We start from the raw sequence: 16,215 nt of genomic DNA, 5'->3' as shown, positions 1-16,215 counted from the left end.
ATGAAAGTAATTTGTTCAAGTGAAGAATCATTATACCGTCCAGAAGCTATGAGATGGCGTCAAAGAATGGAATTAATGAAACCAATTGGAGATACAGTTGTTTTATTACCCTGCAGTATGAAAAAACCTTATTCTAATTCTAAATCACATCAAAAATTTAGAAAAGTAACAAGATCATTTCAGGAACTTATAATAACCTCTCCTTTTGGAATTTGTCCAAGAGAATTAGAAAACACTTTTCCAATTCAATCATATGATGTTGCAGTTACTGGTTCATGGTCTCAAGATGAAATTGATGAATCTGGAAAATTACTTGCAAAATATGTCAAAGGTAAAAATGTTGTAGCTAATGTCCATGGAGGATATGAAGAAGTTTGTAGACAATATCTTGATGAATGTACATATACCTGTAAAGATGGTCGTCCAACTTCCCCAGATTCCATTTACAATTTAAGAATGGAACTTAAAAATCATCAAAAAATAAATCGTAGAGATAAAGTTTTAAGTGAACTTAAATCTATTGCAGTTTACCAATTTGGCTCAAAAGCTGCCGATTTTATTCCAGAAAATGTTAAAACAAAAGGAAGATATCATAAAAAAATCATCTCAAATGGAAAACAATTAGCTTTATTAAATAAAGATACTGGATTATATAGACTTAATTTAGCTGGAGGAGAACTTTTAAAAGATTTAGGTGTTAATATTGTCAACATTGATTTTGACTTAGAAACAAATACAGTATTTGCTCCAGGAATTAGAAAAGCAGATCATAATATTATACCAAATGATGAAGTTGTTGTTGTTAAAGATGATGAAGTTGTTGGTGTTGGAAAAGCTATATTAACTGGTCATGAAATGGAACAATGTCAAAACGGAATTGGAGTTAAAATAAAACACAGACTAAAAAACAATTAAAGAGTTTTATTTTTTAAAATTTAAATTATAATCTTTTAAAATCAAAAAAGATATTGAAAAATTTAGGCTTATCAAAATATAGAAATTAATTGTCTAAATTTACTTATTTTCTTATTAAACAAACAGTATAATCAAATAACTATCTATAAATATAACAAATTTAAATAATATAAACAAGTTCTAAAAAATTTTAGGAGAACAATTATGTCAGAAGATTTAGTAAATGATATTAAAAATGCTGTTTCTGTAATTAATGATCCCCACATGGGAGTAAGTATTGTAGAAATGGGTATTGTACAAGATATTACTGTTAACGGTGATGAAGCAAAATTAACTATTAAACCAACAAATCCTGGTTGTATGAGTATCGTACGTATTGCTGCTGATGCAAAAACTGCAGCAGAAAATGTTGATGGAATTAACAAAGTAAAAATAGATGTTCAAGGACATGCTATGGCAGATTCTATTAATGAAATGTTAAACAAATAATCTTAAAAAAAACTATGTATAACCGAAAAGGTTATATATAGTAACAACCATAAGTATAATTGTTGCTTACATACAAGCGACATAATATCATAGGCTAGTGGCACAGCTTGGTTAGCGCGCTCGGCTGATAACCGGGAGGTCATGGGTTCGAATCCCATCTAGCCTACTTTTAAACTAATTTTACTAACAATTAATTTTCTTATTATTAAAATACTAATTTTTATATATCATATTCAACTAAAAAATACATCAATGTACAAAAAGTTGGAATAATGATTAAAATGTGGGAAAATATTAATGAAAAATTCAAAAAATATCCAGCACGTATGAGAGTAGCTGAAAAAATGATTGAATTAGGATTATCATTAAATGATGATGGGAAAATATATTGTGGTAATCTTAAAATAAGCGATAAAGCATTAGCTAATGCTGCAGATGTTGACAGAAGAGCGATAAAATCAACAATTGAAGTAATTCAGAATGACGAAAAATTATACAATATATTTAATAATGTTTTACCTGCAGGAACACTTCTAAAAAATATTGCTAAAAACCTAAACTTAGGAGTTATTGAAATTGAAGTAGGATCTCAAAATGAAGGTATCTTAGCTGCAATAACTAAAATAATTTCAAAAAAAGGCATAAATATAAGACAAGCTTATGCAGAAGATAATGAGCTTGAAGAAAATCCTATTTTAACAGTAATTACCGAAAACCCAATAGAAAATGAAGTTATAAATGAATTTTTAAAAATAAAAGGAGTCAATAGAGTATCAATCTATTGATTTAAATCAGCCATTTTAGCTTTTTCCATTTCTCTATCTTCTTCTTCAAGAACTTCTAAAAGTTCTTCCCAAGCTTCTAAAGATTCTTTAGCTGCTTCTTCAGATAATTTTTCTATTGCATAACCCGCATGAATAAGAACATAATCACCAATCTTCACATCAGGTAAGAGATTAATTTTTGCTTCTTGTCTTACTCCTCCGAAGTCTGCAAACAAACTTTCTTTTTCTTTGTTGATTTCAACAACCTTTGCAGGTGCTGCAATACACATAATTTTCTCCCTCTTCTTAAATTAATTCAAAAGAATAATATATTATCTATACTAAATTAAACTATATATAATTATCTATAAAAAGGTGTATACATGAAAAATATAGTTATTGGATCAGGTCCTGCAGGCAGATTAGGGTCATTAGAGCTTGGAAAGCTAGGTGAAGAAGTTACTTTAATTGAAAAAAACCATATAGCTGGAACATGCTTAAACGAAGGATGCATGGTTATATGTGCATTAACTGACATTACTAAATTTATAGAGACAAATAATACATTTAATAATCATGGATTTATTAAAAGTCAACTTGATATTTCTTATGAAAAAATAGTAGAAAAAATTACTGAAACTCAAAAGAAACTCAGAAAACTAAACGAAAGTGAAAATAAAAGTGTTGGAAATAATATTATTTATGGTGAAGCTAAAATTAACGAGTCTCATGTTGAAGTAAATGGAGAAAGTCTAAATTGGGATAATTTATTAATAGCTACTGGAGCACGATCATTTATTCCAGATATCCCCGGTAGCGAATATGGTTTAACTAACCAAGATATTTTAAAAATAGACAAAATTCCTGAAAAATTAAATATTATTGGTGGCGGAATAATTGCTGTTGAAGTAGCTAATATATATTCTACTCTTGGAAGTGAAGTTAATATAATTGCAAGATCCAAAGCATTAAAAGAAATTGATAATGATACTAAAGATTATATCTTTAAACATGCAATTCCTAAAATAAATTTAATAGAAGACACTAATGTTATAAAATGTGATAAAAATAAAGTTATTACTGATAAAAATGAAGAATTAGAAGGAATTCCATTTTTTGCAACAGGCAGAACACCTAACAGTGAAATTGTTAAAGACATTGTTGAATTAAATTCTGATAATACCATAAAAGTTAATGAAATGATGGAAACTAGTAAAGATAATATATATGCTGCAGGAGATGTTACTGGAGGATATCAATTGACACCAGTAGCTAGAATGGAAGGCATGACAGCTGCAAGAAATATGGCAAACTATCCAAATAAAATTAGCTATCGTGCAATTCCTCAAACATTAAGCTTGAATACAGAAGTAAGTTTTGTTGAAGATGAGAAAAATAACTGTTCAAATGAAGACATAGCAAATATTGGAATTCCTGGAATAGCTGGTCCTGGAATGTTTTGGGATATATTAAACGGAAAAACTGGATATACAAAAATATCCTTTGATAAAAAACAGAACAAAATTAAAAAAATAAATTCTATCTCACCATCTTCTGTAAGCGATGTTGCATATTTATCTTATTTAATGAGAATAGATTCACCATTAGATAAATATGGTGATTTCCTTGAAATACATCCTTCAACAGATGCAAATTATAAAATTATAAAAAATATGTGGTTGTAGTTTCTATTTAACCACATCAATTATTCTTTGAGCTAGTTTAGATTTAGCTTCTAAAGAATCTTTTGAATATTTAATAGCATTCTTTTTAAGTTCATCAAACTCATCAAATGCTTTGAAAATATTATCATTTAAATTATCAATATCAGATTCAATGATAGCACCTTTAAAAACACCAGCCATATTATGATATCTTCCCCATTTAACTTTAGTTACTGTTACAATTGGAAGTTCTGACGCTAAAGTTTCTTCAAGCAATACTCCATCATCAGTTAAAACAGCTAAATCAAGATAAGTGAGTAAATGATTCATCCAATCAATATAACCTAAATAAATCACATTTTCATCTAATTCATCTAAGTAATCTTCTTTTAAAGGCAAACCAACTAATAAAATATTATAATCATCTGTGATTTTTGAAAAATTATTAGCTCCTTCAATTATTCCTTTAAATATTGAAGAACCAGAAGAGAATAAAATTGTTTTTTTATTTTCATCAAATTTTGAAGATTCTTTTAATTTTTCAAGTGCAACATTAGGATTTCCGTCACCTACACCTTCTTTTAAAGGATATAATGTTTTATCCAAATTTTTTGGAAGATTTTCAGGTAATAAATATGACATTTCAGGCAATGCAAAAGATTGATTAAATTTAGGGCATATTTTAGAATCTAATGGAGTAGCAACAATTGAAACCGCAGGTTTTCTAGCTAATTTAGCACCAACAGAACCTACAATAGCTCCACCACCAATAACTCCTACAACAAAATCAGCATTTAATTTTTTAATAAGACGTCTTGCTTTAAAAGTTGCAGATATCATTTTAAATGCTGCTTTAATAGCTGTAGCTTTTGTTGCTGCGTGACCTCCAGCTTGAGGAATTTTTATTTTGTGCCAAGTCCTACCTTTTTTCTTAAATAATAAACCTGGAGCAGATTCATCTAAAGCTATTTCACATTGAATTCCTTTAGCTTCAAGACCTTCAATTATATTATTTGCTATGACTGCATCACCACCAAGGCCCCTACCAGTAATTATAACTAATGCTTTCATAACTATTCTAACCTCCATCGATTCTTAATTTATATGATTTATCATGATTATGACTACCATGAGTTGGAGAATAAGGATTATAAAGAAGTCTTCTAAATCCTAATTTTATTAAAAATGGGTTTTTTACCTCATATTGATTAGTTTTTAATAAAATTCTCCTGAATAAGTCTCCTAATCCTCCTCCAGTTAAAACATCCATAAAGAAATCCCCAAATGTAGGATTTAAAATACCCAATCTTTGATTAAAGAATATTTTAAGTGTACTTCTCCTAACGAATGCTGTAAGGCATACAGTAACTATAGATAATCCAATTAACCACCATAAACCTCCAACTAGATAGAAACAAATTCCTAAAGCCACTGCAAAGGAATGATTTCCAACTTCTCCCAACATGATTTTTCCAGCAAAATCCAATGGAGAATATGCTATACAAACAATTATTAATAATAATGGAGTGTAAATTGCAGGCAATTCTGAAACTGGAAGAGATCCAACAATCAACATACAAATTATAGTTATGACAGACATGATGACTGTAACCATACATGCTGATCCAGGTTGCATATCAGATATATTAATTGGTTGAACTAATAATGCAATGAAAACTGCAGATAATCCTAATCCTTCATAGAATCCTGCAATCATAACACACAACATTCCAATACCTCTAGAAAGTTGGCCCCATTCAATACCGATTGGAGAAGGAGTCCTTCCTAAAATATCATCAACAAGTGCAAAAAGACCCATGATTAAAACTAGTGTATTATATCCCGGTAAGAAAAAGAAACACAATATAATCCATGGAACTAAACCTATAGCACGAGGAATTCCTCCACGTACATTAGGATATAAATTTCCCAAATAACCTTTTCCACCAAAAAATCGAAATATTGCATTTAAAGCTAGTGAACCTATTGCTGATAAAATAAATACAATAATAAATGCATCAATCATCCCTGTATACAACATATTAATCACAGTTAAATTAAAAATTCTTCTTAGTTATAAGTTATAATAATTAATGTTATATATAATTTTATTAAGCTATTTCATATCTCAAAATAGCAGCCATACTTCCTAAAGCTTTAAGTTGCTCTCCACCTTCATGTTGGCTACTAATAACCATCACTTCACCATTCATATTCTCAACCATATCCATTAGATTTCCCATATCATTATTTGCTATTGCTGTATCTAATATCAATAATTGTTTAACTGCTCCAAGGTTTATTGCATTGATAGTTTCTTTTTCACCATAAGCTACTTTAGATGAATTTTTACCAATTTCTTCAAGAAGTTTATTAATAGCAACCATTTCACTGGCCACCCTATTTTCTACAGTTAATTTTTCAACTGTTCCTTTTTTAAGAACTTCATGAATACCAACTCTTCCTCCAGAACCTGTACTTTCAATAATAGCTTTAGAAGCTAACTCTTTATGTTTATTTTTTATATAATCATAGAAATCATTCTTAACAAATCCCGGGCCAGCTATTACAATATTTTGAATATCCTTAAACTTATCAATAGATTCTATGACTTTTTCATAAAATTGAGCAATTGCTTTTGAACGATTCTTATCAACGATACGTTTTCCAGAAACTGCCCCTTTAATTGGACCATAATATTCAATACCAAATTGCCTCATTAAACCTAAAGTAGCAGTATCATCTTCAAGAAGAACAATAATTGCAGCTAATTTTTTAGAAGCTTCAATAGCTTGATTGAGCCTTTTTAAAGCCCATTTCGCCCATTTGTCTTTTTTAATAGTAATTGGAGTATTCATTTTAACTTCAACTGTATGGTACGAACCTAAAGGAATAAGATCTTCAGGACCTTTTGTAATTACTCCTGTAAGTCTTAGTTTTCCAGTAAAAATATGAAATGCAATAGATTCAACATCAATTCTTAATGTGAATGTTTTTTTAATTCCCCTATCACTTCTTAATTTATCTCCAGTATTATCTTGAATACGTCTAGTAGTTTTAGAAGATATACTGTCTCCAACTTCTATAATATGAGATAAATGCCATAAATCATCAAGGGTTTCTGGAACTAATGTTACAATTCCTTCTTTTTTATCTTGTTTTATAATTTTCATATTTTCACATCTTAATTATTTATATAACTGATAACTTAAATTATTAATGATTAAAATGAAAGTTGGAATAATAGGTGGAAGTGATGGTTTAGGAAAAACCCTTATCTACTTTTTAAGGGATGATTTTGATGTAATTATCAGTGCCAGAGACCATAAAAAAGGAAGAAATGTAGCTAATGAATTAGATATTGAATATGTTGAATCAAACACACAATTAGCTGAAATGTGTAATGTTGTAATAGTATCAGTTCCAATTCATTATACACCTAGTGTTATTCGTGAAATAGCACCATTTATGAGAAAAGAATCATTAATGGTTGACGTTACATCTGTTAAAGAAATACCAAGTAAAACTATGAAAGAAGAATTAAATGAAGATGTAGAATATCTCCCAACACATCCAATATTTGGTCCCAGAACAACAGAATTAGATAACCAAGTAATTGTTTTGACTCCTGATAAAAAAGGAAAGTGGTTTGATAAAGTTTATAATTATTTAGATAATAAAAATATGAGAATAATCGAAACAACTGCCAAAAAACATGATTATATGATGAGTATTGTTCAAGTATTAACTCATTTCTCATTTATTTCAACTGCTTCAGCTATGGAAAAATTAAAAGTAGACATAGGCGAAACTGAAGATTTTGAAAGTCCAATTTACAATCTTATGATTGATATGATTGCAAGAATTGTAGCACAAAATCCATATTTAACTTATTATATCCAATCTATGAATAATAATGGTCCAAAAATAAGAAATACCTTTGCAAGTGCAGTTAATGAACTTAGGGATGTTATCAACGAAGAGCAAGAAGATAAATTTGTTGATATAGCAATTAAAGCTACCAAAAATATGGGAGACATTAAAGGAGCATTAGGTAGAAGTGATAAAGCGATTAATTCATTAAATCATGAACATAGTTTATTAAACCAATCTATAGGAAAAGAAATCGGTTTAAAACATATTTATTCTGGAAAAATTCATGTAGGGATTTTAGAAAAAGTTGATAAAGACACAGCTATTTTAAAAGATGGGAATAAAACTAAAAAATTAGTTGTAGCAAATATTGAAGTTTTAAGTGATAATGAACTTTACAATTGGAAAGTTGAAAACCTAAATAAAAAAACAGAATCAATAAGCTGTGTTTTCCCAGTGCGTGTCGATAAACATGTTATACTAAATACGATATCCCATATGGACAATATAATTGATGTTAAAATCACTGATGTTTATCAAGGCCCCCAAATTGAAAAAGATAATGTTAGTTTAACATTTGAAGTTACTGGACTTTATAAAAAAAGTATTGAAAATGTTAAATCATTATTAACTGGTTTTGGTGGAATTATACGATAAATTAGTTCGTTTGAATATATACGAAATTAATTTTTAAATTCAAAAAGCAATTATAATAAATATAATATTAAAATTAAGAATTAATTTTCTTAATTTTTTAAATTAACTCTTTAAAAATATGCAATTAAAAATTATAATTACATGACCTTATTTTTTATAAAAAAACAAGTTTTAGTAAATTTTAAATTTTACAGTTGAACCGAAACCTTTATATATTAGAACATATTAATATATAATTGTTTCCAGAAAACGAAACATAAAAAAGACAAACAGAAATTTATTTTATTATTTTTATTATTTAGTGAATTTAAAGGAATTTATCCTAGTAATATAGTTTTTAAAACTATATAATACGCCATTTAAAAAAGGAGATGATAATATGGCAAAAAATGAAATTACTTTAAAAGTAGCTGAATCTCTTTCACAAAGAGAAATTGGTCAAGGGATTGCTAGATTAGACCCTAAAAGTATGACTGAACTTGGTATCAATGAAAGAGACCTTATCGAAATTATTGGAGATAAAAAAACTGCAGCAATTGCTCTACCTTCCCAGACAGATATAGGGCTTGGAGTCATTAGGATTGATGGATTAATCCGTAAAAATTCAGGAGCAACTATTGGTGGTGAAGTAACCATTAAAAAAGCACAAGCTGTTGAAGCTAAAAAAGTTGTCCTTGCACCAACTGAAAACAATATTCGAGTACAAGGAAATGTCAATGGATTATTCCAAGGAAAAGCAATGGTTCAAGGAGATATTATTGGATCTCAAATTAGAACTAGACCTAGTATGGGAATGGGATTTAACAGCATATTTGATGACTTCATGGATTTTTCACCAATGCAAGAGATTAAATTTGCGGTAGTATCAACCAAACCTGCAGGAATTGTTGTAGTTGGACCAAACACCGAAGTAGAATTACATGAAAGTCCAGTAGATGTATCTAACATTGAAGGTGTAACTAACTTAGTTGATGTAAGTTATGAAGATATAGGTGGTCTTAAAGATGAAGTTAAAAAAGTTAGGGAAATGATTGAAATCCCTCTTAAAAGACCAGAACTCTTTGATAAATTAGGAATTGCACCTCCAAAAGGAGTGTTAATGCATGGTCCTCCAGGTACAGGTAAAACATTACTAGCTAAAGCAGTAGCTAGTGAAAGTGATGCTCATTTTATTGCAATAAATGGGCCAGAGATAATGAGTAAATATGTAGGTGGATCTGAAGAAAATTTAAGAGAATACTTTGAAGAAGCAGAAGAAAATGCACCATCAATCATATTTATTGATGAATTAGATGCAATTGCTCCAAAAAGAGAAGATACTCAAGGAGAAACTGAAAGAAGAACTGTAGCTCAACTTTTAACTTTAATGGATGGACTTAAATCCAGAGGCCAAGTCGTAGTTATTGGAGCAACAAACAGACCAGACTCTCTTGACCAAGCATTAAGAAGGCCTGGAAGATTTGATCGTGAAATTGAAATAGGTGTTCCAGATGCTGAAGAAAGAGAAGAAATTCTTGAAATTCATACAAGAAACATGCCACTTGCAGAAAATATAGATTTACATAAACTAGCTAGCACCACCCATGGATTCGTAGGGGCTGACTTAGAATCATTATGTAAAGAAGCTGCAATGAGAGTTGTTAGAAGAATCATTCCAGAAATTAAAAATGATGAAGAAATTCCAGAAGAAGTTCTTAAAAAAATCATTGTTACATCTGATGATTTTAAATCAGCACTAAAAGAGATACAACCTTCTGCATTAAGAGAAGTACTTGTACAAGTACCAGATGTTAAATGGGATGATGTTGGTGGACTTGATGATGTTAAACAAGAATTAAAAGAAGCTGTTGAATGGCCTTTAAAATATCCTGAAAAATTCGAAAAATTTGGCGTAAGACCACCTAAAGGAACTTTACTTTATGGAGTCCCAGGTACTGGAAAAACATTACTAGCTAAAGCAGTAGCTAGTGAAAGTGAAGCTAACTTTATATCTATTAAAGGTCCAGAATTACTTTCTAAATGGGTTGGTGAATCCGAACAAGGAGTAAGAGAAGTCTTTAGAAAAGCTAAACAAACAGCACCTACAGTTATATTCTTTGATGAAATAGACTCAATTGCAAGTAGCCGTAGCGCAAACGATGCAGACAGTGGAGTAACTAAAAGAGTTGTAAATCAATTATTAACTGAAATGGATGGTATGGAAGAACTTGAAGACGTTGCAATTATTGCTGCAACAAACAGGCCAGACATACTAGATGCTGGTTTAATGAGGCCTGGAAGATTTGACAGACATATCAAAGTGGATTTACCAAATGAAGAAGCTAGATTATCTATATTTAAAGTACATACTCATGATATGCCATTAGCTGATGATGTAAATCTTGAAAAATTAGCTAAACAAACTGAAGGTTATGTTGGAGCAGATATTGAAGCAGTATGTCGTGAAGCAGCAATGTTAACATTAAGAAATGATATCAATGCTGAAAATGTACCTAACAAATACTTCAAAGAAGCTCTTGAAAAAGTCAAATCATCTAACGACACTCCAGACCAGATTCAATATATGTAGATAAGAAAGAGTTTTCTTTCTTATTTTTATCTTTTTTTCGAAAATTACTTATTTTAATATTATATTATGAACAATACATATTTAATTGAATTAATTCATGACATGGTTAGATAAAAAATCTATGGACAAAAACATAGTGTATGATTCAAAAAACTAAAACAGTTACATCAGACATTGTAAATTCCAAAGAATTTATTGAAATAACTCATGTAAATTTAATTGTCACAAGCCTATCTAGGGATTTAATCTTCAACAACACCATATAATCAATTATCAAGATATCCTCAATAATACGAATCATCATAGTAAAACTATTATTATACAAAATAGTAAATTTTAACCTATTGACTAACTAATATAAAATTATGAGTGAACATATTATTGAAGCAATCGGATTAAGTAATATAACCATCAAAGATGGTAACGTAATTGATGTTACAGAACCTAAACTTGATTATTGCCCATTATTTCACCATCACAGAGGAATGGAAAAAATAACTAAAGAATCTATCTGGGATAATATACAATTCAGAATTGATGATTTTGGAATGTGTACTCCAAATAGAAAACTTAGAATGAAAGATTTCCTTTCTTTTGGAATTTCTGAAATTATGTCCACATTAGTTGAAGAAAATGTAATAGACTGTGTAGTAATGGTCTGTGAAGGTTGTGGAACATTAATAGTAACTGAAAGTGAATTAGTTCAAGGTATTGGTGGAAGAGTTTCAGGACTTGTTAAAACTGAACCTATTCCAGAATTATTTGACCAAGTAGGAAAAGATAATATCTTAGAACCAGAAACTGCTAAAATTGATCAAATAGCTGGAATCGAATTAGCTATCAAAAAAGGTTACAAAAATATAGCTGTAACAATAGCACTAGCCCAAGATGCTCTTAAAATCCAAGAACTTAAAAAATTAAATCCTGACACAAATATTTACACATTTGTTGTACATACAAGTAACAGAACAAAAGAAGATGCTAAAATTCTCTTTGACAATTGTGATGTTGCAACTGCTTGTGCATCTAAATATATTAGAGAAATTGGAGATGCTGAAAGTTTGAAAACAGTAGGCCAATCAGTTCCAATTTATTCTAAAACCAAAGAGGGTAAAAAATTCTTAGAAATGAGATTAGAAAAAATTGGGGGAGAAAAACCTAAAAAAGAAAATCCTGATATACCTAATCCATTATTATAAATATATAATGAGGGAAAAACATTGACACAAAAAAGTGAAGCTCAAAAAGGCAATATTACTTCAGAAATGGAAGTTGTTGCTCGTGATGAAAATATATCTGTTAACAAATTAGCTAACTTAATTGCTGAAGGAAGAGTTGTAATTCCTAAAAATATAAATGGCCATTCAAAAGCTTGTGGAATTGGAGACTGTCTTAAAACTAAAATTAATGCAAATATCGGTTCTTCAAGTAAAATTGATGATATTGAATTAGAAGTTAGTAAAGCTAAATTAGCTCAAGAATATGGTGCTGATGCATTAATGGATTTATCTACTGGATCAGATTTAACAACATTTAGAAAAAAAATCATGGATGCTGTAGATATAACTATTGGAACTGTACCTATTTATGAAGCTGGAGTGATTACTCTCAATAAAAACAAGGAAATTATTGATATGGATCCTGATGACCTTTTTAAAGCTATTGAAAATCAAGCAAAAGAAGGTGTGGATTTCATGACATTGCATTGTGGAATCACTAAAGATTTAGTTGAAAAACTAGAAAAAGCTAAAAGAATGATGGGAATTGTAAGTAGAGGTGGAACTTTCCTTGCATCATGGATTAAACATAATGATCAAGAAAACCCATTATATGAGAATTACGATTATTTACTTGAGTTATCCTATGAATATGATATAACATTATCCTTAGGAGATGGTTTAAGACCAGGTTGTCTAAGTGATGCTAGTGATATTCCACAAATTCAAGAATTAGTTAACTTAGGTGGACTTGTCAAAAGGGCCCAAGATGCAAATGTTCAAGTAATGGTTGAAGGTCCAGGACATATGCCATTAAACCAGATAAAAGCAAACATGGAAATACAAAAAACCATTTGTTATGGCGCTCCATTTTATGTGTTAGGTCCTCTTGTAACTGATTTAGCACCAGGTTATGATCATATCACAGGAGCTATTGGTGGAGCAATAGCTGCAAGCAGTGGAGCTAACTTTTTATGTTATGTGACTCCTGCAGAACATTTATCACTACCTTCACTTGAAGATGTTAAAGAAGGCATAATTGCATCTAAAATAGCTGCTGAAGCTGCTGATGTTGCTAAAGGTCTTGAATCTGCATGGAGTAGAGAAAAACAAATGGGCGAAGCTCGTAAAAACTTTGACTGGGAAAAACAATTTGAACTTGCTTTTGATTCATCAAAACCACGTAGTTATAGAAACAAATGCGAACTTGACGACGATGAAATGTGTGCAATGTGCGGAGAATATTGTGCAGTAAAAATAGCTAAAGGCGATTTTTAAATGAAATATCAAGAATTAGTAGATGTATATTCTGCTTTAGAAAATACAACTAAAAGGTTAGAAAAAACAGAAATCATATCTGATTTTTTATTGAAATTAGATAGCACCACTTTAGAACAAGTAGGATTAATGATTTTAGGTAGCGTATTTCCTGCTTGGAGTGATGAAGAAATAGGAATAGGGAATAAATTAGTTATGCAAGCTGTTAGTGAAGCAGTTGGTGTCACACCAGACAAAGTAGAAGATGCTGTTCGTGACGAAGGAGATATTGGTCTTGCCTGTATTAAATTATATGCTAACAAAACCCAAACTACATTTTTTTCTAAACCTTTAACAATAGATTTTGTATTTAACAGCTTAAGAAAACTTTCTAAAATAAATGGAAACAGATCAACAAAACGTAAAATTGATATACTATTAGAAATGTTATCTCAAGCATCAGCTAGTGAAGCAAAATATTTAACACGTACGATTCTTGAAGAACTTAGAATAGGTGTTGGAGAAGGTGTTGTAAGAGATGGGATAGCTCAAGCATTCAACATTGAAAAATCAGTAGTTGAACGAGCTATGATGCTTACAAATGATTTAGGTTTAATAGCAGTTGTTGCAAAAGAAAAAGGATCATTCGGACTTAAAGAATTAAATTTAACTCCAGGAACTCCAGTTAAACCTATGCTTGCACAACTTGCTCCACCACTTCCAGAAATTATTGATGAAATGGGCGTAGCTATTTGTGAGACAAAATATGATGGTATTCGTCTTCAAGTACATAGAAATGGCGATGAAATAAAAATATTCACTAGAAGACTTGAAAACATTACTCAAGCATTACCAGAAATTGTAGATTTATTTAATGAATATTTACCTCATGAAGATTATATTGTAGAAGGTGAAGTAATAGCTACAAGAGATGGAAAACCATTATCTTTCCAAAATATACTACATAGAGTTAGAAGAAAACATAATATTGATGAAGCTGTTGAAAATGTTCCTTTAAAAGTATTCTTATTTGATTTATTATATTACCAAATCCCAATGATTGATGAACCACTACTTAAAAGAAGGAAAAAACTTGAAAAAATTGTTGATACAACTCCTGATGAAATTAATTTAAGTAACATGGTTTATGGAACTCCAGATACTGTTAAAGAAGTAGAAAATTTATTTGAACTTTCACTTTCACAAAATCATGAAGGAATCATGATTAAAGATGCTGGTGAACCATATATACCAGGTCTTCGAGGTAAAAAAATGCTTAAATACAAAGCAGAACCTGAAACTTTAGATATGATTATTGTTGGTGGAACTTATGGAATTGGTAAAAGAGGAGATTTTGTTGGATCTTATTTAGTTTCCCTACGCGATGAAGACAACAACTTAAAAACAGTTGCTTATGTAGCTACTGGTCTTGATGATGCTACATTAGAATACCTTACTAAAAAAATGAAAGAGTATGAACTTTCCACAAAAGGCAGAGAAATTATTGTAGAACCAAAAATAGTACTGGAAGTTGCATTTAGTGAAATTGTTGAAAGTCCAGAATATGAAACTGGATACTCTCTACGTTTCCCTGTTGTTAAGAATATTAGAAAAGATAAAGGTTTACAAGACATAGATACTGTTGAAAGATTAATTTCAATGTATAAATCTCAGTAATCTTCTAAAGCTTTTACATCTTTAATTACTCTTCTTGTTAATGGATATATAACAATTTCATATGCTGTTTTGAATAATGCTTGTGCCACAATCATGGTAAAAAGTGTGATTACAGGCATTGTTCCTAAAAATCCGATTGTAATAAATATAAGTGCATCCATTCCTTCCCCTGCAAATGTAGATGAGATACATCTGAAAAACAACTTATTTTCATATTTTTCTTTTAAATAAACCATTAATTTTGCATTTATCAAAGAACCAATTAAATAAGCTGCAAAACTAGCTATTAATAATCTTAAAGTACTTCCCAAAACTACTTGAAAAGCTTCATCCCCAACAAAATATGATGGAGCCGGCAAAATCATAGTTATATTATAACAAATTACAGCTACCAAATTCATAAAAAATCCTAAAAGAATTGCTCTTCTAGCTTTTTTAAAACCATAACATTCAGCAAGCACATCATTAACAATATAAATTAATGGAAAAATTATAACTCCACAAGGTAAAGTTATCCAAAAAAATTCAAATGTTTTAGTTGCAATTATATTAGAAATAATTAATCCTGCACAAAATATCCCCACAAGAATTGCATATAAATCTGTTTTTGTCAAATCTGTGTTTTTAAACATATATATTAAATTATACTTCAATATAAAAAAAGATTATCCATAACAATATTTTAAAATAAAATCCTATCGCCTATTTTTAAAATGAAATTTAAGATATTTACATGGAAATTACAGATGAAAAATTATTAAAAATAGCTTTAATAACTTCACTGATTGGATTAATAGGATTAATTATATTTACACCATCAATTGAAGTTAAAAAAGTAGAAATCAAAGACATAACTCGTGGAATGATAGATGAAGAAGTTAGTATTGAGTGTGTTGTTGAAGATGTACAATCATCACAAAGTAAAAGTAGCTATTTTTTAACTATCAATGATGGAACTGGACAGATGTCCTTAATACTATTTGAAAGTCAATTAGCTAATTTAGAAGATAATGGAATAAATATTGAAAATTATAAAGGTAAAAAAGTTAATGTTGTTGGAAAAATTACAGAATATAATTCTCAATTAGAACTTATTTTATCAGATGAAAACAGTCTGAGAATAATTTAACACA

The 16,215-nt window shown here is 29.6% G+C and carries 16 protein-coding genes and 1 tRNA gene; 12 read left to right on the top strand and 5 right to left on the bottom strand.

Annotation, left to right across the window (positions count from 1 at the left end; all coding sequences use genetic code 11):
- From Q0984_RS06935 to Q0984_RS06920, 4 genes are all read left to right on the top strand, one after another.
- Positions 1–915: a DUF5591 domain-containing protein gene (locus Q0984_RS06935; protein WP_299525587.1), complete on the top strand. Its 915-nt coding sequence runs from the start codon at positions 1–3 to the stop codon at positions 913–915.
- A gap of 204 nt (positions 916–1,119) precedes the next feature.
- A complete protein-coding gene (locus tag Q0984_RS06930) occupies positions 1,120–1,404 on the top strand; it encodes an iron-sulfur cluster assembly protein (protein WP_299525584.1) in 285 nt (94 codons plus the stop codon).
- Positions 1,405–1,495: 91 nt separating this feature from the next.
- Positions 1,496–1,570 (top strand) — tRNA-Ile (locus tag Q0984_RS06925).
- Positions 1,571–1,673: 103 nt separating this feature from the next.
- Entirely contained in the window at positions 1,674–2,189 is a 516-nt protein-coding gene (locus Q0984_RS06920) for an amino acid-binding protein (protein WP_299525768.1), read from the top strand.
- Here Q0984_RS06920 and Q0984_RS06915 read toward each other — a convergent pair.
- Positions 2,183–2,458, bottom strand: coding sequence for a HypC/HybG/HupF family hydrogenase formation chaperone (locus Q0984_RS06915; RefSeq protein WP_299525580.1), 276 nt, complete (start codon positions 2,456–2,458; stop codon positions 2,183–2,185). The genes Q0984_RS06920 and Q0984_RS06915 overlap by 7 nt on opposite strands.
- Before the next feature lie 93 nt (positions 2,459–2,551).
- Here Q0984_RS06915 and Q0984_RS06910 point away from each other — a divergent pair, with 93 nt between their 5' ends.
- Positions 2,552–3,853: an NAD(P)/FAD-dependent oxidoreductase gene (locus Q0984_RS06910; RefSeq protein ID WP_299525577.1), complete on the top strand. Its 1,302-nt coding sequence runs from the start codon at positions 2,552–2,554 to the stop codon at positions 3,851–3,853.
- Between the two features lie 3 nt (positions 3,854–3,856).
- Here Q0984_RS06910 and Q0984_RS06905 read toward each other — a convergent pair whose 3' ends face one another.
- The 3 genes from Q0984_RS06905 to Q0984_RS06895 all read right to left on the bottom strand — a co-directional run bounded on the left by Q0984_RS06905 (position 3,857) and on the right by Q0984_RS06895 (position 7,005).
- Positions 3,857–4,903 carry a glycosyltransferase gene (locus Q0984_RS06905; protein ID WP_299525574.1) on the bottom strand — a complete coding sequence of 349 codons (1,047 nt, stop codon included), beginning with the start codon at positions 4,901–4,903 and terminating at the stop codon, positions 3,857–3,859.
- 7 nt (positions 4,904–4,910) lie between these two features.
- A complete protein-coding gene (locus tag Q0984_RS06900) occupies positions 4,911–5,873 on the bottom strand; it encodes a cell wall biosynthesis protein (protein WP_299525570.1) in 963 nt (320 codons plus the stop codon).
- A 70-nt stretch (positions 5,874–5,943) separates the two neighbouring features.
- Positions 5,944–7,005 carry an mRNA surveillance protein pelota gene (locus Q0984_RS06895; RefSeq protein ID WP_299525567.1) on the bottom strand — a complete coding sequence of 354 codons (1,062 nt, stop codon included), beginning with the start codon at positions 7,003–7,005 and terminating at the stop codon, positions 5,944–5,946.
- Between the two features lie 46 nt (positions 7,006–7,051).
- On the opposite strand from Q0984_RS06895, the gene Q0984_RS06890 reads away from it, so the two are divergent.
- The 6 genes from Q0984_RS06890 to Q0984_RS06865 all read left to right on the top strand — a co-directional run bounded on the left by Q0984_RS06890 (position 7,052) and on the right by Q0984_RS06865 (position 15,082).
- The gene (locus Q0984_RS06890) at positions 7,052–8,362 is read left to right on the top strand and encodes a prephenate dehydrogenase (RefSeq protein ID WP_299525564.1); all 1,311 of its coding nucleotides are present in this window, start codon (positions 7,052–7,054) and stop codon (positions 8,360–8,362) included.
- A gap of 379 nt (positions 8,363–8,741) precedes the next feature.
- Positions 8,742–10,931 (top strand): CDC48 family AAA ATPase, encoded by a 2,190-nt coding sequence (locus Q0984_RS06885; protein WP_299525561.1) that lies wholly within the window; start codon positions 8,742–8,744, stop codon positions 10,929–10,931.
- Positions 10,932–11,071: 140 nt separating this feature from the next.
- Positions 11,072–11,197 (top strand): hypothetical protein, encoded by a 126-nt coding sequence (locus Q0984_RS06880; RefSeq protein WP_299525559.1) that lies wholly within the window; start codon positions 11,072–11,074, stop codon positions 11,195–11,197.
- A gap of 99 nt (positions 11,198–11,296) precedes the next feature.
- On the top strand, positions 11,297–12,130 hold the full coding sequence (locus Q0984_RS06875) for a methanogenesis marker 8 protein (RefSeq protein ID WP_299525556.1): 834 nt from the start codon (positions 11,297–11,299) through the stop codon (positions 12,128–12,130).
- A 21-nt stretch (positions 12,131–12,151) separates the two neighbouring features.
- Positions 12,152–13,426 carry a phosphomethylpyrimidine synthase gene (thiC, locus tag Q0984_RS06870; RefSeq protein WP_299525553.1) on the top strand — a complete coding sequence of 425 codons (1,275 nt, stop codon included), beginning with the start codon at positions 12,152–12,154 and terminating at the stop codon, positions 13,424–13,426.
- Positions 13,427–15,082, top strand: coding sequence for an ATP-dependent DNA ligase (locus tag Q0984_RS06865; protein WP_299525550.1), 1,656 nt, complete (start codon positions 13,427–13,429; stop codon positions 15,080–15,082).
- Here the strand turns inward: Q0984_RS06865 and Q0984_RS06860 are convergent.
- The gene (locus Q0984_RS06860; protein WP_299525547.1) at positions 15,076–15,714 is read right to left on the bottom strand and encodes a queuosine precursor transporter; all 639 of its coding nucleotides are present in this window, start codon (positions 15,712–15,714) and stop codon (positions 15,076–15,078) included. The two genes, Q0984_RS06865 and Q0984_RS06860, sit on opposite strands and share 7 nt — an antisense overlap.
- A 101-nt stretch (positions 15,715–15,815) precedes the next feature.
- Between Q0984_RS06860 and Q0984_RS06855 the strand changes: the two genes are divergently transcribed.
- On the top strand, positions 15,816–16,211 hold the full coding sequence (locus Q0984_RS06855) for an OB-fold nucleic acid binding domain-containing protein (RefSeq protein WP_299525545.1): 396 nt from the start codon (positions 15,816–15,818) through the stop codon (positions 16,209–16,211).
- Positions 16,212–16,215 lie beyond the last annotated feature (4 nt).

Source organism: uncultured Methanobrevibacter sp. (assembly GCF_934746965.1).
GTDB lineage: Archaea > Methanobacteriota > Methanobacteria > Methanobacteriales > Methanobacteriaceae > Methanocatella.
This window is presented reverse-complemented; position numbering and strand designations above follow the sequence as displayed.